Here is a 22,617-nt window from a genome sequence, read left to right as displayed (position 1 = left end):
AGCCTCCTCGTATCGCACCTAAGTCATCCTGATTAACAAAATACGGAATCTTCTTTTCTCTCAATCCTATTCCTGGCATGAAGCCATTGTCAAGATGGACGGTGGACTCATCTTCCAGTTCGCACCAACCTCAACAACTCCGCGCTGGCGCGGCTCGGATCTTCCGCCTGCATGATGGCCGACACAACGGCGATGCCAGCCGCACCCGCCTGCATCACTTCTGGTGCATTTTGCCGGGTGATGCCGCCGATGCCAACCACCGGAATGTCCACCTGCCTGGCAATGCCAGCCAGCCCTTGGATCTCACACATGTCCGCGTCCGGCTTAGAGGACGTCGGAAATACGGATCCCACGCCCAGATAATCCGCCCCTTCTCGATCAGCCGCCGTCGCTTCCGCCAAAGTGCACGTGGAAACCCCGATGATCCGCTTGCCAATCAACCCGCGAACGTCCGCGCAGGCAATATCGCTTTGCCCCACGTGCACCCCATCGGCATCGGTGAGCATGGCAATATCAACGCGATCGTTCACAATGTACAGCGCGCCAAACTCCGTGGTCATTTGACGGATGGCTTTGCCTAGTTCCACCAACTGCCGACCGTCATCGTGTTTGCGCCGAAGCTGCACGGTGGTGACGCCACCCTCCAGCGCCTTCCTAATTATATGTAATAACGCGTCGCAATCTGTACGCTCATCTGTCACTAAATACAGCGCCAGCATTGCTCGCAACTTGTCACTCGTCATCATGTTCCCATCCTCCATGCATTCATCGTCACACGCCTGACGCGCCAGCGCAACCAAAGATTTTTCACATGCCGATATACCGGGCATAAAGACTGCGGGCAATTCCTTCTTCTTCCACACCATGAATGAGCGCCCGCCCATCGGCAAACAACGTGATTTGAACATTTCCCAAGTCGCACCGAAGCAAATCTCGGTTGTGGCGCACCTCGCCGAATTGCGCCAAACGCGCCGCCATTTGAGCCAATGGCGTGCCAAGCCCCGCTGCCGGCCGCACCTGGATGGTCTGGCGGCCACACATGGAAACTGTCAGCCCATCCATGCGCTGCTCAAGCGCGCGAAACTGCCGTTGTTGACAACATGGACATTCGGGTTTCGGCGCACTCAACGGACGTTTGTGAAACTCGTTTTGCCACACATCCATTTGGACGATCCCGCCGTTTAACGCAGCCAAATTGCCTGTCAAATACTTGAGCACCTCCGCCACTTGCAGGGAAGCGACCATAGAGACCACTGGCGCGATGACACCGACCGTATCGCAGGTATCATGCCCGCCGCCTGCAGTGTCGGGGCCAAACAGACAGACCAGACAAGCTGTATCACCTGGCCGAAAGAACGCCGTTGTGCCATAGGAGCTGACAGCCCCGCCGTAGGACCAGGGAATGTTGTGTTTGACGGCGACGTCATTGAGCAAATAGCGAACTTGAAAGTTATCGGTGCCATCCAGGATGACATCCACATCTGTCAATAGCCGTTCGGCATTGCGCCAAGTGACATCTTCAATCACCGCTTCGATCTCGACGTCCCCATTCGCTTGACGCAGTTTCTCGGCGGCGGCGGCGGCTTTGGCTCTGCCTTCTGCCGCATCCTGCTCATCATACAGCGACTGCCGCTGCAAATTTGACCACTCAATGATGTCTCTATCAATCACCCGGACAAAACCGACCCCTGCGCGGACAAGTTGCGTCGCAAGCACTGTGCCAAGCGCCCCCATACCGACGATGGCCGCGCGCGCCTGACCAAGCCGCGTTTGGCCTTCTGCCCCAATGGGCGGAAACAGGATTTGTCTTGAATACCTACTGTTCTCCACGATGTTGTATCGCCCCTTTCTTCTACATCTCAGTACATCCGTGACAATGACAACCACCTGCGAATCAACCGTACCTGATTTTGCGCTCGACCTTATGATACAACCAGCGCCGGTACCTGGCACGCGATTCTAGTGAAAAGCATGATAGCCATCCCTGTCTTGACGGTGCAATGCCCCCATGATAGCCTAATTTCAACGGTCGTTTAAAATCGCCGTTCACTCGACAGAGGTGTGTTAGTTGGGTTCAAAATGGAAACCCGCCGTACCTGTTATTCAGGTGCGGCTTTTTTCGTTATCGAGGTGAAACATGAACACAGTTTTACACGTGATCAGCGACAGAAACCGGCGGCGTCTCCCTTTAGTTGATGCGCTTGTCGAAGCAGCAAAAGGCGGCGCGGATGTCATCCAAATCCGCGAGAAAAAAGCGCCTGCATCCGAAACGTACACCCAAGTGAAACAACTACAGCAACACCTGGCGACAAATGGTCTGGCCGCACGCGTCTATGTGAACGACAGGACAGACATCGCCATTGCCACAGATATGGACGGCGTCCACCTGGCGGCCAAATCCCTGCCAATCGAAACCGTGAAAGCGCTGCGGGGCCGCGCGAACTGGCACGGTCGAATCGGTTGCTCTGTGCACCACATCGACGAAGCCGTGCAGGCAGAGAAAGACGGCGCGGATTATGTCACGTTTGGCCATGTTTTTGCGAGCGAATCCCATCCCGACATTCCACCGCGCGGATTGTACGCTTTGCGGCGGATCGTCGAAGCCTTGTCCATCCCTGTCATCGCCATTGGTGGTATTGACCATACCAACGTCGGGGCTGTGTTGGACACGGGGTGCAGCGGCATTGCCGTCATTGGCGCCATTTTGGATACCACAGACCCGCGCGGCGCGGCCGAAGAGCTGAAAGCGGCGATGGCGCGAGCAGATGCACACCCTAAGGTGCCATTTTAGGCAGATTTGTTGACTCGCTTGTCCAAAAACACAACAAATCACAGCAAGAGAGGGGGCTTTTGCATGCAAGACGTGTTTGATGTCATCGTCATCGGCGGCGGCGCCATTGGGGCGACGAGCGCCTGGCGGCTGGCCCAGACTGGACGGCGCGTGCTGTTGCTGGATAAAACCCGGCTTGGCAGTGAAGCGTCCAGCGCCGCAGCGGGCATGTTGGGCGCACAACTGGAAGTCGCTGAACCGGGGCCATTCTATCATCTCTGTCTGGAAAGCCGGGCATTGTATCAAGGGTTTGTCGACGAATTGTTCGACGCAACTGGCATCGACGCACAATTGACACACAACGGCATTTTGCATCTCGCCTACACTGCGGCGGAAGCAGAAGCACTGCAAAATCGGAGGATCTGGCAGACGAGCGCCGGCGCCAAAGCAGAATGGCTTGACAGCAAGACCGTGGCGGAACTGGAACCTGCCCTGTCCGCTTGTTTGGGTGCGCTTTTGCTGCCAGACGACAGCAACGTCTATGCGCCGTTGCTGGTGCAGGCGCTCGCTGTCGCCGCAAAACAAACTTGCACAGTGATGGAAGGCGTGGAAGTCACCGACATCGAACCACACCCCAGTCATGGCTACACGGTCCTCACTCCGACCGGAAACTATGCAGGTGAATCGGTCGTCATCACCGCAGGGGCCTGGGCGCAGCGGCTGTTGCAACCTTTTTCCACACCTTGCGCCATCCAACCGGTCAAAGGCCAACTTTTGTCGATCCGCCCGCGCCACGCTCAAAGGTTTCGCCACACCATCTTCAGTGACGACGTCTATCTGGTGCCCAAGCGAGATGGAACGGTGGTCGTCGGCGCAACCGAGGAACACGACGCAGGCTTCAATCGCGACGTGACCGCTGACGCACTGCTGTCTTTGCTGTCCGCAGCCCACCACATTGCGCCAGCGCTAAAGGACGCCGTGTTCGAGCGAAGCTGGACGGGGTTGCGGCCTGGCTCGCCAAACGGGCAGCCCTGGATTGGGGAAGTCGCCCAGTTTCCGGGATTGCACGTGGCCGTCGGCCATTTTCGCAATGGCATCCTGCTCTCGCCCGTGACGGGCAACATGGTCGTCAAATCGGTCACCGGCGAAGCTTGGCCGACGCGTTGGCAACCGTTTCACGTCGCTGGCGCTGCATCGCGCGGCGTTTTGCAAAATGAGTCGCGTTAAACAAGAACGAGGTGATGACATGGAGATTACCGTGAATGGCAAACTGCTTCAGACGGCTACCGACGCGACGGTCGCGCAGTTGATCCAACAGTTGACACTGGGCAATGAGCGGATCGCCGTGGAACACAATGCGCGCATCCTGGAACCTGATGAATGGCACGATGTTTCCCTCGCCGAAGGCGACACATTGGAAATTGTCCGCTTCGTCGGCGGCGGTTGATGGGCACATCGTTTGTCGCGTCGCACCACTAAAAGAATGACAACCAAGGAGGGTCACCTATGGAATCACTCACCATCGCCGGACGCACATTTCAATCCCGTCTCATGGTCGGCACCGGTAAATACAGCAGTCTGCCGCAGATGAAGGATGCGCTTGAAGCCTCTGGGGCGCAGATTGTCACTGTGGCGGTCCGCCGGGTCAATCTCGACAACCGCGAGGAATCACTGCTTTCCTATATCGATCTCGACAAATACACGCTGCTGCCCAACACAGCCGGTTGCCGCACTGCGGAAGAAGCGGTGCGCACAGCCCGCTTGGCGCGCGCCGCCGGCATGTCCAACTGGGTCAAGCTGGAGGTCATTCCCGACGATGGCACGCTTTTGCCTGACCCTGTGGCGACCGTGGAAGCGGCAGCGCAACTGGTCAAAGACGGTTTTGTCGTGCTGCCCTACACCACAGATGACCACACCGTCGCCAAGCGTTTACTCGACATCGGTTGCGCCACCATCATGCCCTTTGGTTCGGCCATCGGCACAGGGCAAGGCCTGCCCAACCCCGAGCGTTTACGGCGCATTATCGAATTGGTGAATGGCCGTGTGCCCGTCGTCATTGACGCTGGTATCGGCGCGCCGTCCGACGCGGCTTTGGCGATGGAACTCGGCGCCGACGCTGTCCTTGTCAACACGGCCATCGCCAAGGCGCAAGATCCCGTCCGCATGGCTGCCGCCATGGCGCACGGCGTCGAAGCTGGCCGACTGGGCTATCTTGCCGGAAGAATTGCGCGCACAGCAGTCGCTTCTCCGAGCAGTCCAGAAACCGGAATGATCAGCGATGATCATTAAACATTTCATTTGCAGAATAGAAAGATAGAAGCTATATTGTTCCATAGGAGATGTTTCGAAAGGGGAATTTATACTTTATGCCAGCAAACATGTAATGGTTCATTTGGCATTTCACCAAAATGTCAAATCATGAATTGTGCGTAAGTCTAATTTTTCTAAAAGGCTGTCATGGGATTTTTACGCACATTTTTAACCATTACAAGGGACGCTGGGATAAGGTTTTTCACGATATCACACAGCGGATCGCCTGCAATGGGTTGATCCGCTTTTTGTTTGTCTGCGTTCAAGTTCACATCTCCATCATGTTTTTGCGCTCCTTTGTCATGGTGTGCAAGCCGTCTCTGACAGCCACAAAAATATGTCAGAGGAATGATGTATATGCAATCGCGTTTGGAAGAAATGGGTTCATTTTTTGACGTGCGTATCGACGGATACGACGAACACATGCGCGCTATGTTCGAGGATTTTGAACTTTATTACGAAACCATCGCCCGTCCCATCGCAGAGACAACCAAGCCCATTGACGTGCTTGATTTGGGATGCGGCACAGGCGCAGAACTCAACACACTGTTCAAGCAGGCGCCACAAGCGTGTGTGACAGCTGTCGATCTGTCCGCGCAAATGCTCAACAGACTACTGCAGAAGTTTGAAGCGTACAAAGGGCAGATCACACCTGTCCAAGGCTCTTACTTGTCGCTTCCCTTTGCAAAACATCACTATGATTACGCAGTTTCAGTCTATACGATGCACCACTTCACCCCGGATACGAAACGCGCGCTGTATCAGAAGATATGCAACGCGCTAAAACCGGGTGGAAAGTACATCGAAGGGGATTGCGTAGTGACGCCAGAAAAAGAGCAGGAAGTCTGGCAATGGTATCGTGATCGTTACACGGCGGAGCATCTGCAGGCAGCCTGTGCGCCAGAAAACACACTTTATCATATTGACATCCCCTGCACAGTGGAAACACAGCTGCAACTGATGCGGGAAGCCGGGTTCGCCAACGTCGAATTGATTTGGTATCGAGAAAAAGAAGAATCAGCGATTTTCGTAGCTGAAGTTTGATTTGAACATTGACAGCGCCAGATGAGGAATCTGGCGCTGTTAGCGATATAACCTCCAGTGTACCTCCGCGCTTAATGCGTTTTGCATCAGCCATATCATGAAAATGCCAACCAATCGGGGCAGCAAGAATGGTACACAAAAATGTATCGACTTTATGTTTTGGATAGTAAAAATCAAGGAGATTTCAACGCTTGGGCGTTATTCTAAGGGAGACAAATGCAGTAAACCTCATCTGAATAGGACGAATTGCGCTTCGCATAATGAGCGCCACCTGCATGCTTGTCAGCATAGAGAAGTTCGTTTTCGTCGACCGCACGACGGACTTCGAGAAAAAGGGGGAATGCAGCAAGTGGCCAAACGACATCTTTACGAAATTGATTTAATGCGGGCTTTCATCATGTTAGCCGTCCTTTCCGTTCACACGACCTCATTTTTTCTTTCGCAAAATCCGGATATGAGTCCCGCATTTTTGACAATCGGTTCTCTTCTGACGTCCATGCACTTCACACGCGAATCGTTTATGTTCATGACTGGGCTTGTCCTGTTCGTCACTTATTATCACCGGACATTTCGAGCCATTGACTTCTGGAAAAAGCGGTTCTTGCTCATCGCCATTCCATACCTCGCGTGGAACGTGGTCTACATCATATTTAAGGGTTTATACTACCCGTCACACAATTATTGGGGCGCATTGGCGCTCTGGAATGATTTTCGTCATTCACTCTTTACCGGGAATCAATATTATCTCTATTACGTGCTCGTTTCTATGCAACTGTATATCATCTTTCCACTCTTGCTCAAAGGACTACGCAAATTTGAGCGCTACCACGTGCACATTTTCATTGGCAGTTTTGTCCTGCAGCTATTGCTCATGGCCATTTGTAAATTTGTCCTGCCTGGCATCAACAAAGCGACACTTCCACCCGTCTTGTCCAATCTGGACCAATACCGGGATCAATTTGTGCTCGCGTACCAATTCTGGTTTATCGCTGGCGGCATCGTCGCATGCCACTATGAGAAAATCCTCGCCTTCGCCCATCGGCATCATCGGGCCATCCTGACTGCACTGTTTTGTGCAGTCCCCATCGTGTGGGGTCATTACTTTTTTGATCGGCTCGTCTTGCACGAACGAGAAGGGCTAGCGGAAGTGGTGCTACAGCCAATCATGGTGCCCTACAGTTTAATTGTCACAGCTAACATCTGGTATGCGGGTGTGCGATGGGCTGAGCGGCGCACGCAGCCTGCTTGGCAGCCGTTTAGTTGGTTCATCAAACGGGCCGCAAATGCCTCATTCGGCATTTATCTCATTCAGCCTTTTCCTATCGTGTACATGGAAAAGTTCATGCACCATCTCCGCAATATCGGCGCGCCAACTTGGTTGCATTACAGCCTATGGCCGTTCTGTATTTTGTTCGTCTATTTTTCCGGCTTGTTGATTGCGCATTGGATGGGAAAAATTCCGTATATATCCTATGTCGTCGGTCGCAAGGCGCCATTCTCTCGTGTGGCCAACAAACCGCTTCGCGAGTCCAGCACGACCGCTTAGAGGGTCAGTGCTGGACATAAATTTGGATGTTAAAACACATTCCCGGACATGTGTGCTTCATCACGCCCCAATAAACAAAAGCGCCTCGCATTTGTCGGAATAACCGTCATCAGGCCCGACAGAAGATAATCCTGCCGGGCCAACGTAATACGTGGATGAAGTGTTCTGTCATATCATACCTGACCAACTGACAAACGTCTGTCGCACACAGTTTGCACCATAATGCGCCCTTCAGACTTGGCTTCGATCACGCCATTTTTCTCTGCACAATACGCTGCATAACGAACCAGCGCATTGGTCATCTCTCCGGCAGCATGCTGAAGAATGCATCCCTTGAACTCATAGCCGGAACCTCCAGAAGCGATGTAATCGTTGATCACCACCCGGTAGGTCATCTGTGGACAAAAAGGCGCTCCCGCATGAAACAGCTCTACATCGAGTATTTTCCCCGTTTCATCTGTCCAAATCTTGTAGGTCAATCCAGAAGTCTGCAAATCAATGCGATTGGCGTTGGCAAAGGAATAGCGAATCACCTCGGCAATCGCTTCTCCCGTCATTTCAACCACGACCATTTGATTCCGAAACGGCGCCACTTTATAGAGTTGCCCAATCGTCATGATTCCCTGGGGAATTGGCAGGCGTATGCCGCCATTATTGACGAAAGCAATATCTGCTTTTGTGCAGTGACGAAGCGCGTCAGCATAGAAGTTTCCCAGCGGCGCATCCTGATGATGAATGTTGTCGATGGAAAGCCCTGTTGTCACGCCGATTTCTCTGTCTAATACGTCCCTGCTGTCTCGGAAATATTGCTCCACCTGACGTTGAATCCCTTCGTCCACATCTTGCAAAGCGTCAACAGAAATGAGCGCGCTGTTCATTTTTTCGATCCTGCGCGCAGCAACGTTATAATGAATGGTCAAATCCCCCAAAAATTCGCCAAATGCGCCTGTATTGATAATCGGTGTGCCATTGACAGGCTCTAGTTCCACTACGGTATGTGAGTGCCCACCGATGATCAAATCATATCCTTCCACCTGTTGAGCAATCTGTCTGTCGCAATCAATGCCCACATGTGTCAAAGCGATTAAAATATCAACCTGATCTCTTAGCGCCTGATAATATCTCAGCGTTTCTACCGGATCTAAAAACTGCAGACCAGCAATCGCTGTACAGACGGTCGAAGGCGGCGCTTCCGTGACAGATACCACCCCGACTTTGCATTCATCGAATGCAAACAGTTGGAATGGTCTGGGCTGCGAAATGGGAATGTCCTGATCTTTTACAACGATGTTTGCCCCCAGCCAAGGAAACCGAGACAACTGCCGATTCGCTTCAAAATGCGCTTGGCCATAATCAAAATCATGATTCCCAATGGCCATTGCATCTAGCTGCATTTGATTGAGCAAATTGACCATGGGTCGACCATATGCCCAATCCACAATTGGATGACCGCTAAAAATATCACCCGCGTCTAAGTAGAGGAAATGTTTTGTTCGCTTTTTTTCAACGTCGATATAAGCTGCAATTTTGCCAAACCTTTCAATACCGCCGTGAAAGTCATTGGTATGCACAATTTTAAGGATGATACGCTCCATCCCCATGTCCCCTTCCGCTTTTGTCTAAGGCATCAGAAGCGAATGCCATCCCCGCGGGAGATGCCGCGAATGATGTGCTTTTGCAGCAGAAGATAGACGATGATCACAGGCACAGTCGTGAAAATCGCAGCAGCGGACAGTCCTTGCCAATCGGCGGAGTTCGAAGTCAGGAACGTCGCTAGTGCAACCTCAACCGTCTGTGCTCTAGGACTTTGCGTCACCATCAGTGGCCAAATGAGTGAATTCCAGCAACCAATGAAGCTGTACAGCGCTGTCGTGTATAAAACAGGCCGACACAAAGGCACGGCAATTGACCAGAGAAACCGCAGGTGCCCACATCCGTCCATTCGCGCCGCTTCCCAATAATCTCGCGGCAAGGAAAGAAAAAATTGACGAAGCAAAAATATGCCATATGCCGTCGCTCCGTACGGCAATACCTGCGCGGCAATGGTATCGACCAATCCTAGTTTCGCCATGATGACGAAATTCGGAATCAACTGTGTTTCACCAGGGATCATCAGCACCAGCAACACCAGTGTAAACACGAGATTGCGCCCCCGAAACTGAATAAAGCTAAGCGCGTAAGCGGCAAGCACGGTCGTCGCCAAAGAGAGGAGAATGGTGAACACCGCAATCAAGATGGTGTTGCGGAAATAGTCAAACCACCGATACATATGCCATGCGTCGCGATAAGCCTGCCAATTAAAATCGAGTGTCAAATGTGGCGGAAAGGTAAACACATGGGCTGGTTGATCGAGGGAAGTACAAAGTGTGATGTACAGCGGAACAAGGAATCCGAGCCCACAGATAAGCGCCACGAGTACACGAGGAAATTTCCACCATTTGATAGACATGCGCCTAGAGTCCCTCCCTTTTGCTGAAGTGAACAATGCGGGTTCACTGGTAGAACACCATCCGCTTCCCCACCCAGCGTTGAAACAGTGTCAAGAGCAAAATCAATATCACCAAAATGATGGCCATCGCGGATGCATAGGAGAAGTTCCCATATGTGAAAGCTGTTTGATAAACCTCGAACAATGCGGTCGCCGTCGAGTTTTCCGGACCGCCTGTCGCACTGGACAAAGCAAACACTTGTGAAAAGGCCTGTAGCGATCCCGCCGTGGTGACGATGGCCAAAAAGAACATCGTCGGTGAGATGAGCGGCAACGTAATTCTCCAGAAACGCCGCCACGGTGTCGCGCCATCCACTAAGGACGCCTCCAAGACGCCTGTTGGAAGCGCGTGAAGAGCAGAAAGCATGATGACGACGTCAAATCCAACCCCATGCCAAAGTGAGTAGATGGCAATGGACGGCAACGCCAGATAAGGTGACTGCAGCCACTGCAACACCGGCAAGTGCAACCAGTGCAACACTGCGTTCGCCAAGCCGTAAGTCGGATCATAAATCCACATCCAACCAATCGCCGTCCCAATGGCTGGTGTCACATACGGCAATAGCACCAATACGCGGATGAAACTGTAGAATTTTGCGGCGTGATCGATTAAGAGCGCAATGGATGTCGCCAGAATCAAGGTCGCTGGCACGACCATCGCGGCGAAGTAGATTGTGTTGACAAGCGAGCGCCGGAAGATGGCATCCGCTGCGGCCGCTCTGAAATTGGCCACTCCTACCCATGTACTTCCAGCGCCGCCGATTTGATAGTGAAAAAATGCGAGCAAGAACGCAAGCACCGTTGGAAAATAGACAAATGTCATCAGAAATGCGAATGCTGGACTCAAAAACAGGGCAGCCACCAACAAATCCTTGCGTGTGCGGCGACGGCGGAAAAGCGCCGCCGTTCGCTCCCTTCTGCTTGCGACAATCAAGGATGTATCCATTTGGCTCACCCCTGTTTCTTTCCGCTCATGTACGCATTGCCAATGGTCGTCATGTTTTGCAAAGCTGTGGACACCGATTCTTGCCCGCGTAACGCCTTTTCAAAATCCGAATCCATGGCTGTCGTCGCCGCTTCATACGCAGAGGTATTCTTGGCGGGTTCGGTCATCCAACTGCTCGGATCAGAGAACGAGGCCGCATAGTTCGAATGTGTCTGATAGAAAGACTGCATCCGTTTTTGGGATGCTGGACCAGTCGCCACGTAGTTGGTTTGTTTGTTCCATTCGGCGTTGATGGATGGGCTGGCCAACCATTTGATAAAGGTGTAGGCGGCTTGCTGCTGCGCCTTCGTCCCCGTGTTAAACACACAGAGCCCATCGCCGGTGACGAAGTTGTACTGGCGACCAGAGTTTCCAGCGGGTGCTGGCGTTGCAATCATTTTGAACTTCCCGCCAGCCGATCCGTTGTCGTATGTATAACCGGCTGACGCATCCATGAGAATGCCAATTTTCCCCGCTCCGAAATCCAATTGATAGTTGTAATTCTGCGTAATGAGCATTGACTTGTCGGCAACCATTTGCCGCAGCATGCTCAGCGCCTGGTTTGCACCGGAATTGTTGAGCGCAAACGCGCTATCGTCGGAATTGGCAAACACCTTCCCACCAAAGTCCTCCACCATCACGAAGAACTCTGTCAAGGTAGGTGTCCAGGCGATGCCGTGATCATCGTTGCCGAGCGCCGTGATCTTTTTTGCGTCTGATACGATGTCGTTCCATGTTTTCGGCGCTTGCGTGACACCCGCCTTTTGCAGCAGCGCTTGGTTGTAGAAAATCACCATCTGGGCATTTTCTTCATAAGGCAACAAATAGGTATGTCCAGGCGTAATGTCGAAGGAATTCCACACATTGGGATAAAAATCAGACTGAATGTTGCTTTTGTTCCCGATAAATGATGCCAAGTCCACCAAGTAACCAGCCTTCTCAAACTGCTCGGCATCTGCGACGTGCGGCATGCCGACGTTCGGGGCATCATGGGCGGCAAATGCAGCGGTGACGGGCTGGACCTCTGTGTATTTATCTACGTAGCTCACATGAATATTTGGATGAGTCTGATTAAATTGCGCCACTTCTCGATGCATCTGCGCCTGCAATGCGCCTGACGGATGCCCGTTCCAGAAAGTGATATCTGTGACGCCAGAGGTCGACTTTGATGCAGAAGCGCTTGTGTTGGCGCTTTTTCCAGCCGCTTGTACCGCGCCGCAACCTGCGAGCAACATCGCCGAAGCAACCGTGATACCCAGCGTGCGCGTTGTCTTCCCAACCTTTTTTCTCATACCTTCAACCTCCTGATATGTTTAAGGAAACGTTGACTGTCTGATATGTTGAAAATAGGTTATCAAGTGGAGTTGAATTCATCGTGAAGAAACGTTTAAACCAACATGAATAAATATTTAAAATTGTGTGAATATAAAAAACGAAGCGTGTTTCTTTCCCGCGCGGTGTATCTGAATCCCTGGGGAAAAACGTGATGATGGTGTAACAGTCGTCTGGAGCGCAATTCAGATAATCTACTTGACGAATTCGACATCTGCTCCCTATACTGTTACACAATTGAATTGTTCGGCTGAGAAGAGGAGCAGGCCATGGCGCTTCTGTCCAGAGAGCAGTGCGCATGCTGAAAGTACTGCCATAAGTCCATTGCCAACTCGCCTCGGAGCAGCTTTCCTGAACTAGCTCCACTAAGGAAAGCCGGGAAACTGCCCGTTACTGCAGGTCGATTCAACTCCTCATGGAGCGGAATCGCATGAGATCATGCATGGCAACATGCGTGGCAAAAATGGGTGGTACCACGGAAGACGGCCCCTTTCGTCCCTGTATTGCGCAAAGCGATACGGGAGCGAAGGGGGCTTTCATTTTGCCCGGGGGACAAGAGATAGAATCAGTCGAGCAGAATTTTGCGATGGGAGATGGCGAGGATGAGCAGTATCGCTGTAAAGAGAACAAATCAAGCTGGGACGACCGTCTATTCCTTGCTCGTGGCGGTCAGTCTCGTCCATTTGCTGAATGACACGATGCAAAACAGCGTGAGTGCGCTGTTTCCAATTCTCAAGCCATCATTAGGTCTATCGTTCGCAGAAGTAGGACTCATCACGTTTGCGTTAAATGTGACTGCGGCTGTGCTACAACCGCTTATCGGATTGTATACAGACGCGCGACCGACTCCTTTCTTGCTGCCCATCGGCGTGTGTTTCACATTGGTCGGCATCGTCAGCCTCGCGCTGGCGCACCATTTCTCCCTCGTGCTCCTATCAGCCTGTTGCATTGGTATCGGATCAGCCGTCTTTCATCCGGAATCATCGAGAGTGGCGCACATGGGGGCCGGCGCGCGAAGAGGGCTGGCCCAGTCCATCTTTCAAGTGGGTGGCAACACTGGGCAAATGCTGGCGCCCTTGTTGACTGCGCTGCTGTTTGTGCCCCTCGGTCAAAAGGGACTCTTGTGGTGTACCTTTGCCGCGGGCGCGGCGATTGTCATTCAGTGGTTTGTCGCAAGGTGGTATCAACAGCGTCTGACGCTTGAGGCGCCACGCAAACACAAGCGCAGCATTCGTGCAACAGGCGCTGCCGTCGCGCTGTCGAAAGGCCGGACTGCTTTTGCCTTTTCCATTTTGATTGTGCTCGTATTTTCAAAGTATGTATATCTTTCTAGCATGACCAGCTTCTATAATTTCTACCTGATTCAGCACAATCACTTTACGGTGCGACATGCGCAGTACGCGCTCTTTGTTTTGCTCTTCGCTGGCGCCGTAGGGACCCTGCTGGGCGGCCCGATGGCCGACAAATTCGGGCGTCGGAACATCATCTGGTTCTCCATTTTGGGCACCGCGCCATTTGCCATCATTCTACCTTATGCGAACGGCTTTTGGATGATTGTGATGTTGGCGTGCATCGGCCTGATTCTGTTCTCAGCGTTTTCCATCATCGTGGTCTACGCCCAAGAACTCGTACCTGGCAAGGTCGGCATGGTCTCGGGCGTGTTCTTTGGACTGGCTTTTGGCTTGGGCGGCATCGGCTCCGCCGTGCTTGGCAACATCGCCGATACGCATGGTATTTCGTTCGTGATCCACGTCTGCTCGTATCTGCCGCTGATTGGTCTGTTGACGATGCTGCTGCCATCCGACAAAACACTACACCATACACCTGCGGTTGAAGGTCAGGATGTGGAAGCATGAATAGCGGCGGGATCGACGACGTCTAATCATCGCCCGCGCTACTCGATATTCATTTAATTAATCGGATTCACATCATTGTAATTTCCTGTGGTTGGAAATCTACCATTTAGCGTTGCACTGCTTGAAGGAGGTCCGTATTCAACAATACGGCCTTCCTTCATCACAATGACCACGTCTGCTCGTCTTGCCTCATCAAGGCGATGTGTGGTTATGATGCGAGTGACAGGAGGATTTAATCCCTCGATGAGTTCCCAGACTAGCCTACTATTTTCAATATCCAAACCAGCAGTTGGTTCATCCATCATCAACAGACTTGCTTTTCTCAATAATGCCCTGACAATTGCCAATCGTTTTTTCTGCCCCCCGGAAAAATTGTTTCCGGAGTAGCCTACCAAAGATTCATACTGTGATGGTAAGCGCATCATTGTCTCATCTATATTTAAACATGCAGATAATTGCCGCATTGTCTCCAATGGTACATCTTGACCCAAAGTTAAATTCTCACTTATGGTTCCTGGAAACAGAAATGGTTCTTGCCATACGAATCCTGACACTTCGTTATCCTCAAAAAGCTCAATATATCCTTGGGTTGGCTGATATAGTCCCGATAAAACATGCAATAACGTTGATTTTCCAGATCCACTTTCTCCAATGATGGCTATCAGCTTACCCTTTTCAATTTGGCAAGTAATCTCCCTAAGTGTAGGAATTTCAGAACCTGGGTATGTATAGCTTATAGACGTCAACTGCATGCTCGAGCCAGCGCGAATCCGTGGCTGTGTCACGGGCATGTCAAAAAACGCCCATACCCGCCTCGCTGCGGCCCAGGAATTCTGAATTGATGAACTTAAGTTATTCGCGTAGGTAGCGGGGAAGAAAATCATTTCTATCGTCCCTAAATAACTTACTAAATATCCGACATTCAGTTCGTGTTTCAGTACCTGTGAACCACCAATCGCTAGAACCAAAATATACGCAATGATTTCGGTCGATGAACTAGCGATACTGAGTGCGCCTTGGGCGACGGTGCGTTTCACTTGTTTATGATAATTGTCATTACACGCTTCCTTATATCGCTCAAGTGCCCAGGGCTTAGCACCGAAGCTAATCAAATCTGGCACCCCGTGAATGATACTGGTCAGTCGCTCCAAGACATTCGATATTCCGTCCTGAGCGCTACGACTTATCTGCATCATATATTTTGATGTGAAGACAGGGATGAGCGCACTGATGATCAGAAAAGGGGCAACAATGGATGATAATCGCAAATCAAGTTTGAGCAATGTAATTGCAGCAGCAATCAATTGTGTAATGGAGTGGGTAACTTCAGCTAAGGTTGATCCATAGACAGTCACCCATAATGGTAAATCAGAATTGGTATGCGCCTCTAGCTTTCCAGAAGAAACCTGATTGCTGGTTTCTACAGGAAGGTTAAGGAAATGTTTTAACAATTGGAGCTGTAATGCGACTAACGTTCGTTGACTTACCACTGAACTTAAGTATCGGATAAAGAAAGAGGCTACCCAAGTCATTATCCAACTGAGCGTAAATAGAGAAACTAGAGAAAATACCTTATAAAGCGACGCGTTGCTGACTAATTCACTGATGATGTAGCCGAGAAGAATTGGGCGAGATAAGTTGAGAACAGCCGCTAATGAACCGACTAAAATAGAGGAAAATACAAGTAACTTCTCTTTTCTTAATGGAGCAAGCATGCGTAAAAATTCTGATCCATGATGATTGGTTTGCATCATATGTATCACCCTTGTTTAAATGTATTTGGAATGCAAAAAAATAGGTTAACTACGCTTGAAACATGATGATTTTCCTATACTGCTGTAACTGAACACTGAAACAGCTCATGCATTGTGGCTATCCGTGAAATCCAAGGTAAACGCAAAAAAGCCCTGGATTGAATTCATCCATGGCTAACTTGAAAATTTCGCTTTTAAATAAATATATCGTGCTCCGAAATTTATATTAGTCCTAAAACACAGAAAAATCAACAGACAACAATGTATTATGTGCGGCCTGGTTCACCTGAGGCTTACGCAGCGTGATCGCGCTTGTGGCCCCCCTGCGGGACAGGAGGCCTTTTCCCCAGTACCAGGCCATCTACCACAATGGGGATTTTCCCACTGTGGCGTCTCCGTCCGCACACCTTGCCTGCCACCAATCTTTCGCCGTTGTCAGAAAGGCTACCCCCGTCGGAATGACGGATACCCCCTGCTCAACCGAATTTTCCTCCGGATAATATTGACAAACAGCTTCATAAAACAGGCGAATTTCTTGCCCCATGCTGGAATCGCTCGGCAAACATTGGATGGCCTCCTGCTTCGTCGGTCCCCAGATCTACGTGTTCGGAATCAAACCACCGTAATTGTTCCATCCAGATAACGCCTTGCACTGAAGGTACCGAAACGGGTGCAAATTGATTTTCGACAGTTCTGTATGTATCGCGACACAGCGTTCCAACGGGAACTGACCAAATTCATTCAACGCAGAATCCATTAGATAGAGCTGGAAACAGACGCCTCCATCCCGCAAACATGATGTGCTCAACTGATGGTGATGACCGCTTTGATGAAATCTTCGGGTTTGTCCATCATGGCGGTGAAGGCGTGATCCACTTCATCTAACGCATATTTGTGCGTGATCATGTCCTTCATGTTGAATAGCCCCTGCTCAATCAGGGATAGACCGTTCTTCATTGCCTCCATTTGCAAGGGTCTCCTGCGCTCGTGCGCATTCACCACAGTAATGGCCTTAAAATTCCACTGTTCCATATTCACGTTGCGATTCCCGTTATTCCCTTGATGGAATCCGACAATGGACATGATGCCATGGGCACTGGTCATTTCCGAGGCCAAATCCAGTCCGCTTTGCGTGCCACTGCACTCCGCCACAATGGGAATGCCCCGGTTCAAAGAAATATCTGCCCAATTGACCACCTTATCGTCATCCGTCACTTCGTCAGGGTGCAAAGTGACATTTGCGCCAAAACGCGCCGCATGTCGGAGGCTTGCGTCTCTGATGGCCACTGCGGTAATTTGTCCAGCGCCTTTCAACTTCATCAATTGCATAAAACCTAAACCCATAAACCCGGGCCCAATCACTGCCACGCGGTCACCCAAAGCAACATCAATTCGATTGGCTCCACTGACGAGACAGGATAAAGGTTCGCCAAGCGCTTCCATATCCGCTAATCCTGCGGGTACTTTCGCAAGATTGCGATAATCCGCTTTCGCATACTCGGCAAAAGCTTGAAAGATTAGCCCTGTGACTCTGTCTCCCGGCGCAAAACCGACGACGTTCTCCCCAACACTTGCGACGACACCCACGGCTTCATGGCCAAAAACACGCTGTCCGCCACCTTGTCCGTTCACCCACGCAGGGAGTTCCGAAGCGCATACCCCGCAAAGCTGCACACGGACGAGCACTTCTTCACTGCCGATTTCAGGCGTCGGAATATCCATGACTTTACTCTGCGAAGGACCTGCTAAAACGGATGCTTTCATACACATTCCCACCTTCAAATTCATTGAATAAAAACCGCGATGCGCCACGCGCCAACGGCTTCATGCATATGCCGGTTGACGCGGGATTCGCGGATAGCGCGGCACTAAAGCGCCGATGTGATTTCAGAGATACATTCGCTTTTTCTATATCACGGTCCAAGTATCTGGCCAGGCATTTCCACATCCAACAATCGGGCGATGGTATTGTCCTTGTTCATGATGGCAACCCGCGGTCGCTGCGTCCGCGCCTCATCGTCGGTAACCATGCCATAAGCCATGATGATGACCACGTCGCCAGGCTGTACGAGCCTGGCCGCAGCCCCGTTGAGACAGATCTCACCACTGCCAGGTTGGCCAGGAATCACATAGGTTTCCATGCGAGCGCCATTGTGATTGTTCACGACATGGACCTGCTCGTTCGGCAAGATATCCACGGCCTCAAGAATCTCGCGATCAATGGTAATGCTCCCGACATAATTCAGATTGGCCTCCGTCACCGTCGCACGGTGAATCTTGGATTTTAAAATCGTCCGAAACAGAACAACCTACTCCTTTTCACTTGGCTCAAGCCTGCAGTTGTCAATCAGCCGCGTTTTGCCAAAATAGACCGCCAAAGCCAGCAGACTGGTCTGTGCCACCACTTCCACAGGCTGCAGCGTCGCTGCATCGACCACTTCCACATAGTCGATTTGCGCGCGCGGCTGCGCTTGAATCATCTCGGTCACCTGTGACAGAATGCGAGAAATATCCTTTTCCCCCGCATTGACCAACAACGCGGCCCTCTGCAATGAGGTATGAAGCACCGTTGCGGCTTCGCGCTCTGCGTCACTCAAGTAGACATTGCGCGAACTCATGGCCAATCCGCTCGGTTCACGGACAATTGGGCACGCCACAATCTCCACATCCAAATTTAAATCAACGGCCATTTGGCGGATGATGGCCACCTGTTGCGCATCTTTTTGACCAAAATACGCGCTGTCTGGTCTGACGATGTTCAACAGCTTCATCACGACAGTCGCCACTCCATCAAAATGCCCCGGCCGCGATTTGCCGCACAGCACGTCGCTCATCCCGGTCACAGCAACCGTCACCCATTGTTGCTGTGGATACATTTCCCGAATGGATGGCATAAACAGAACGTCGACGCCGGCCCGCTCCGCAAGCGCCGTATCGCGCTTTACATCACGCGGGTAACGTTCAAAATCCTCATTTGGGCCAAACTGCAGCGGATTGACAAATATGCTCATCACGATCACGTCCGCATGTGCTTTAGCGTGATCGACCAAACTTAAGTGGCCTTCATGTAAATACCCCATCGTTGGCACCAGACCGATGGTCTGTCCCATCCGCCGCTTGGCCTGCAGCAAAGTTTTCAGTGCGGCGATTTCTTCAATGATGACCATCGGGCTGAAACTCCTTTCGGAGTCTGTCCCGCACATCAACCGAAATGGAGTAGGTGTGTTCGGCCGCTGGAAATGTCGTGGCTCTGACCTCAGCGGCATAGGCGCTGACTCCCTGCACCATTTCATCGAGTACATTGCCGTAGGTTTTGACGAACTTGGGCAGACGGCCGTCATGCATCCCCAACAGGTCATGGAGCACCAGCACCTGCCCATCGCAATCCTTCCCCGCGCCAATCCCGATGACCGGAATGGTCAGTTGAGTGGCAATGATGTCAGCCACATCGGCATTGACACATTCAACGACCAAGGCGAAACATCCGGCCTGTTCCAGAATCTTGGCTTCCTCAATGATGCTTCGGGCGTCTTCGTATGTCCGCCCTTGCACCTTATAGCCGCCAAGTTGGTTGACGGACTGTGGCTGGAGGCCGATATGCCCCATCACAGGGATGCCCGCTTCAACGATGGCATGCACTTGATCGGCGATGTTGCGGCCGCCCTCCAGTTTGACGGCGTCGCACCATCCTTCCTGAACCAACCGGGCCGCGTTGCGCAGCGCTTGTGCAACCGATACTTGGTAAGACAAGAACGGCAAATCCGTCACAATAAAGCTGTTCGGCGCGCCACGGCGCGTCGCTTTTGCATGGTGGATCATGTCGTCCATCGTCACCGGGATGGTCGAATCGTAGCCGAGAACTGCCATGCCCAGAGAATCCCCCACGAGGATGATGTCCACCCCAGCGGCCGCCACCGCTTTTGCAGCAGGATAATCATAGGCGGTCACCATGACAATGTTTTTGTTTTGCGCTTTCATAGCTCGAAAATCGTGAATGGTAGGCTTGCTGTTTGGCATAGAAACACCTCTTTGACAAAGTGTATCCGCCGGACGCCCCAGACAAGAAAGAAACCTTCATTGTGCAATGACAAGCGAAGGCCATGCGTCAATAGAATCGCTGTCTCGGTCCGCAAACGGATCAGAGCATCTTGAAGACTTGCAAGATTGCGAAAAACGCCAGTGCAGTTCACAAGGGATACTGCCTGCCTGTTTATTGTACAACGAACGACTCCAGCCTGCGCGAAAAAAGAAGGAATGCCAAAGCTGTGGCCCGCCAAGCCCTACGCCAACTGGACCTGACAGCCACCTTTCACTTCCACCGCCTGCCCAGCAATGTTGAACCAGAGTAGGACACCCGGCAATAGTTGGGTGTGTAAAGGTATGCGCAGACACTTCATGTCCCTGATAAAGACGCGCCACATCGTCTTTCGCCAGCCGATCCGCCGCATCGAACAATCCCGCATTGAGATGAAAGGTGCCTTTGATGCCGTGGCGATTGAATATCTCGACCAGCTTTCTGTCTGCCGTTCTCCCGTCGCCATAGCTCATCGTTAAAACTTTGTGTCTGCCTTCCGGAAAAGCCATTGTCACGCTGGGCATCTAGCCATTCATCTCACTGGAAAAATGCGCTGCGCCCGCTTCATGCGCCAAGATGATGGCATCCATCTGCGCATTCCACGCTTCATCCACCAGACACTGCTCTGGATGCGCCTCAAACCAGGCAATCGTCTGTCTGATGCCTGCAGCAAAAGGAACTGTCGACTGATACTCGGGAACGAAACGCTTGATTTTGCTGTTGTCGAAAATGTGACTGACCGCTTTGTCGCCCAGCAAGCCCGCGCTTTTTTCCGGCACACACCTGGCGATAAAATCCGTGGAGATGTGCACCAATTTTGGCGCTACACCAGCCGCTTTGCCAATCGCCTGGTAAATTTGATCCCATGTGAGCACTTCATCAGACGTGATATGAAAGGCATGGCCGATGGCCTGGGGATTGCCCATCAGACCGACAAACCCTTTGGCAAAATCCGTATTGTGCGTCATTGTCCAGAGCGATGTTCCATCACCATGCACAATGATGCCCTTACCTTGACGCATCCGCTCGACCAGGGACCAGGGATGCGCGCCGCTGTTCATCGCTGCCGGAATCAGCGTATCGCCATAAGTGAATGAAGGACGAACGATGGTGACCGGAAATCCGGTGGATCGATACGCGTCCATCAACAGCGCTTCGGAAGCGATTTTATCGCGGGAGTACTGCCAGTAAGGATTGGAGAGCGGCGTCGATTCTGTCACAATGGGGTGCGTGAGCGGCTTCTGATACACGGAGGCACTGCTGATGTAAATGTACTGATCCGTCTTGGCCTGAAACAGCTCGATATCTACCTGCGCCTGCGCTGGCGTAAAACCGATCCAATCGACGATCACGTCAAAACGCTGATTCCCAAGCGCTTCCTTCGTCGCTTGCACATCGCGTATATCCCCTTGAATGACAGTTGCCCCTTTTGGGACAAACGCACTTCGTTTGCCGCGGTTCAACAGAAACAACTCCACGCCCCGTTCCACGGCAAGCCTGGACACCGCTTGGCTAATCACTCCTGTTCCGCCGATAAACAACACTTTCACCACAATCACTCCTTGAAGTAAGGTCGGTATCTTTACGCCGCATCCGCAACTTCAATTGACTGGCATCTTAGGGTGCTGCAGGTACAGTCTCACCGCGCATGGTGGGCTACTATCTACGCGAAGAATCTCCAAACAGTGCAAGGCTCGCAGTTAACCCATCACATCGCGCGCGCCATAGTAACGTGACTTGTACCATGGATCTTGCAGTAGATTGTGCAGAACGACCACACCCTCGTTGTGTACCGAGGACGACTCTATCACGTTTCCATTGCCAACATAGAGCGCTACATGGGTGACTTTGTTCGCGAGGTGATTGGCATAGGTATTTGTAAAAAAGAGCAAATCACCGGGGCGCAACTGATTGAGTTGCACACGTTTGCCCACCTCCGCCTGCGCACTGGCCGTTCGCGGCAAGTGAATGCCATGCACGCCGAAAATATACTGAATGAATCCCGAGCAATCAAATCCAGTTTTGGGACTCGCCCCGCCCCAATCATAATGCACACCAAGCAACGAACGCGCTGTACGCAGTGTCGCGGCGAACGTATTCTTGGCTGGATGCGCAGTCTTTTTGTTTTTTGTACGCTTCTTTTCTGCAGATAATGACAGCGGTTTCTTGGTTTCATTGCGAAATTTGTGGGTTTTGGCAGATGTGGTTGGTGATACCGTTGCAGCACGGGCTTGCATGGGTGACAAACACAAAAGAATGGCGGCAGTCAAAGCAGACACGGACAGCAATCGCTTAAACAAACCATTTTCCTCCCAAACCTAGCAAGGTGCAGAATCGACATTCCCTGACAATATACCACACCTTGTTACACAATCACCGGATAATCGGATGTTTACTTGTCATTCATACGCCGTCTATGTGGGATTTTCTCTAGTTGTAGTGGCGGACCAGAAACGG

The 22,617-nt window shown here is 51.7% G+C and carries 22 protein-coding genes and 1 pseudogene; 7 read left to right on the top strand and 16 right to left on the bottom strand.

The annotated features are described in order from the left end of the window. Positions 1-107: 107 nt before the first annotated feature. Positions 108-746 (bottom strand): thiamine phosphate synthase, encoded by a 639-nt coding sequence (gene thiE, locus ACFSB2_RS04215; RefSeq protein ID WP_377941504.1) that lies wholly within the window; start codon positions 744-746, stop codon positions 108-110. A gap of 61 nt (positions 747-807) precedes the next feature. Further along, a complete protein-coding gene (locus tag ACFSB2_RS04210; protein ID WP_377941503.1) occupies positions 808-1,830 on the bottom strand; it encodes a ThiF family adenylyltransferase in 1,023 nt (340 codons plus the stop codon). 307 nt (positions 1,831-2,137) lie between these two features. Here ACFSB2_RS04210 and thiE (ACFSB2_RS04205) point away from each other — a divergent pair, with 307 nt between their 5' ends. From thiE (ACFSB2_RS04205) to ACFSB2_RS04190, 4 genes are all read left to right on the top strand, one after another. Further along, a complete protein-coding gene (gene thiE / locus ACFSB2_RS04205) occupies positions 2,138-2,791 on the top strand; it encodes a thiamine phosphate synthase (RefSeq protein WP_377941501.1) in 654 nt (217 codons plus the stop codon). Between the two features lie 63 nt (positions 2,792-2,854). Continuing rightward, on the top strand, positions 2,855-3,997 hold the full coding sequence (gene thiO, locus ACFSB2_RS04200; protein WP_377941498.1) for a glycine oxidase ThiO: 1,143 nt from the start codon (positions 2,855-2,857) through the stop codon (positions 3,995-3,997). Between the two features lie 19 nt (positions 3,998-4,016). Continuing rightward, positions 4,017-4,217 carry a sulfur carrier protein ThiS gene (gene thiS, locus ACFSB2_RS04195; RefSeq protein WP_377941497.1) on the top strand — a complete coding sequence of 67 codons (201 nt, stop codon included), beginning with the start codon at positions 4,017-4,019 and terminating at the stop codon, positions 4,215-4,217. Positions 4,218-4,276: 59 nt separating this feature from the next. Next, on the top strand, positions 4,277-5,059 hold the full coding sequence (locus ACFSB2_RS04190; protein ID WP_377941495.1) for a thiazole synthase: 783 nt from the start codon (positions 4,277-4,279) through the stop codon (positions 5,057-5,059). 155 nt (positions 5,060-5,214) lie between these two features. Here the strand turns inward: ACFSB2_RS04190 and ACFSB2_RS04185 are convergent, their stop codons facing one another. Beyond that, a complete protein-coding gene (locus tag ACFSB2_RS04185) occupies positions 5,215-5,346 on the bottom strand; it encodes a hypothetical protein (RefSeq protein WP_377941492.1) in 132 nt (43 codons plus the stop codon). Between the two features lie 91 nt (positions 5,347-5,437). Here ACFSB2_RS04185 and ACFSB2_RS04180 point away from each other — a divergent pair, with 91 nt between their 5' ends. Both ACFSB2_RS04180 and ACFSB2_RS04175 read left to right on the top strand, forming a co-directional pair. Continuing rightward, entirely contained in the window at positions 5,438-6,124 is a 687-nt protein-coding gene (locus ACFSB2_RS04180) for a class I SAM-dependent methyltransferase (protein WP_377941491.1), read from the top strand. A 340-nt stretch (positions 6,125-6,464) separates the two neighbouring features. Next, on the top strand, positions 6,465-7,670 hold the full coding sequence (locus tag ACFSB2_RS04175) for an acyltransferase (protein ID WP_377941489.1): 1,206 nt from the start codon (positions 6,465-6,467) through the stop codon (positions 7,668-7,670). A gap of 173 nt (positions 7,671-7,843) precedes the next feature. On the opposite strand, the gene ACFSB2_RS04170 is transcribed toward ACFSB2_RS04175, so the two are convergent. Genes ACFSB2_RS04170 through ACFSB2_RS04155 form a run of 4 tightly spaced genes read right to left on the bottom strand, consistent with a single transcriptional unit; the run spans position 7,844 to position 12,435 of the window. After that, positions 7,844-9,265, bottom strand: coding sequence for a bifunctional metallophosphatase/5'-nucleotidase (locus ACFSB2_RS04170; protein ID WP_377941487.1), 1,422 nt, complete (start codon positions 9,263-9,265; stop codon positions 7,844-7,846). A gap of 32 nt (positions 9,266-9,297) precedes the next feature. Beyond that, a complete protein-coding gene (locus ACFSB2_RS04165; RefSeq protein ID WP_377941486.1) occupies positions 9,298-10,119 on the bottom strand; it encodes a carbohydrate ABC transporter permease in 822 nt (273 codons plus the stop codon). A gap of 43 nt (positions 10,120-10,162) precedes the next feature. Continuing rightward, positions 10,163-11,104, bottom strand: a complete 942-nt coding sequence (locus tag ACFSB2_RS04160) for a carbohydrate ABC transporter permease (protein ID WP_377941483.1) — start codon at positions 11,102-11,104, stop codon at positions 10,163-10,165. Positions 11,105-11,109: 5 nt separating this feature from the next. After that, positions 11,110-12,435 (bottom strand): extracellular solute-binding protein, encoded by a 1,326-nt coding sequence (locus tag ACFSB2_RS04155; protein WP_377941482.1) that lies wholly within the window; start codon positions 12,433-12,435, stop codon positions 11,110-11,112. A gap of 642 nt (positions 12,436-13,077) precedes the next feature. On the opposite strand from ACFSB2_RS04155, the gene ACFSB2_RS04150 reads away from it, so the two are divergent. Further along, positions 13,078-14,331, top strand: a complete 1,254-nt coding sequence (locus ACFSB2_RS04150; protein WP_377941480.1) for an MFS transporter — start codon at positions 13,078-13,080, stop codon at positions 14,329-14,331. A gap of 53 nt (positions 14,332-14,384) precedes the next feature. Here ACFSB2_RS04150 and ACFSB2_RS04145 read toward each other — a convergent pair whose 3' ends face one another. The 9 genes and pseudogenes from ACFSB2_RS04145 to ACFSB2_RS04105 form a co-directional block, all read right to left on the bottom strand. Further along, positions 14,385-16,085 (bottom strand): ABC transporter ATP-binding protein, encoded by a 1,701-nt coding sequence (locus ACFSB2_RS04145; RefSeq protein WP_377941478.1) that lies wholly within the window; start codon positions 16,083-16,085, stop codon positions 14,385-14,387. A 361-nt stretch (positions 16,086-16,446) separates the two neighbouring features. Beyond that, a complete protein-coding gene (locus tag ACFSB2_RS04140) occupies positions 16,447-16,647 on the bottom strand; it encodes a hypothetical protein (RefSeq protein ID WP_377941477.1) in 201 nt (66 codons plus the stop codon). 242 nt (positions 16,648-16,889) lie between these two features. Next, positions 16,890-17,849 carry a zinc-binding dehydrogenase gene (locus ACFSB2_RS04135; protein ID WP_377941476.1) on the bottom strand — a complete coding sequence of 320 codons (960 nt, stop codon included), beginning with the start codon at positions 17,847-17,849 and terminating at the stop codon, positions 16,890-16,892. A 149-nt stretch (positions 17,850-17,998) separates the two neighbouring features. Beyond that, entirely contained in the window at positions 17,999-18,388 is a 390-nt protein-coding gene (gene panD / locus ACFSB2_RS04130; protein WP_377941536.1) for an aspartate 1-decarboxylase, read from the bottom strand. 6 nt (positions 18,389-18,394) lie between these two features. After that, positions 18,395-19,252 (bottom strand): pantoate--beta-alanine ligase, encoded by an 858-nt coding sequence (gene panC, locus ACFSB2_RS04125; RefSeq protein ID WP_377941474.1) that lies wholly within the window; start codon positions 19,250-19,252, stop codon positions 18,395-18,397. Further along, positions 19,239-20,102 carry a 3-methyl-2-oxobutanoate hydroxymethyltransferase gene (gene panB, locus ACFSB2_RS04120; protein ID WP_377941472.1) on the bottom strand — a complete coding sequence of 288 codons (864 nt, stop codon included), beginning with the start codon at positions 20,100-20,102 and terminating at the stop codon, positions 19,239-19,241. Before panB ends, panC begins: the two co-directional genes overlap by 14 nt. Positions 20,103-20,432: 330 nt before the next feature. After that, a pseudogene (locus ACFSB2_RS04115) lies at positions 20,433-20,684 on the bottom strand (polysaccharide deacetylase family protein); the annotation flags it as partial. Next, the gene (locus ACFSB2_RS04110; protein WP_377941471.1) at positions 20,685-21,710 is read right to left on the bottom strand and encodes an SDR family oxidoreductase; all 1,026 of its coding nucleotides are present in this window, start codon (positions 21,708-21,710) and stop codon (positions 20,685-20,687) included. It abuts the pseudogene before it with no gap. 150 nt (positions 21,711-21,860) lie between these two features. After that, entirely contained in the window at positions 21,861-22,460 is a 600-nt protein-coding gene (locus ACFSB2_RS04105; RefSeq protein WP_377941470.1) for a C40 family peptidase, read from the bottom strand. Between the last annotated feature and the right edge of the window lie 157 nt (positions 22,461-22,617).

It is taken from the genome of Alicyclobacillus fodiniaquatilis, from assembly GCF_042678105.1.
GTDB lineage: Bacteria > Bacillota > Bacilli > Alicyclobacillales > Alicyclobacillaceae > Alicyclobacillus > Alicyclobacillus fodiniaquatilis.
This window is presented reverse-complemented; position numbering and strand designations above follow the sequence as displayed.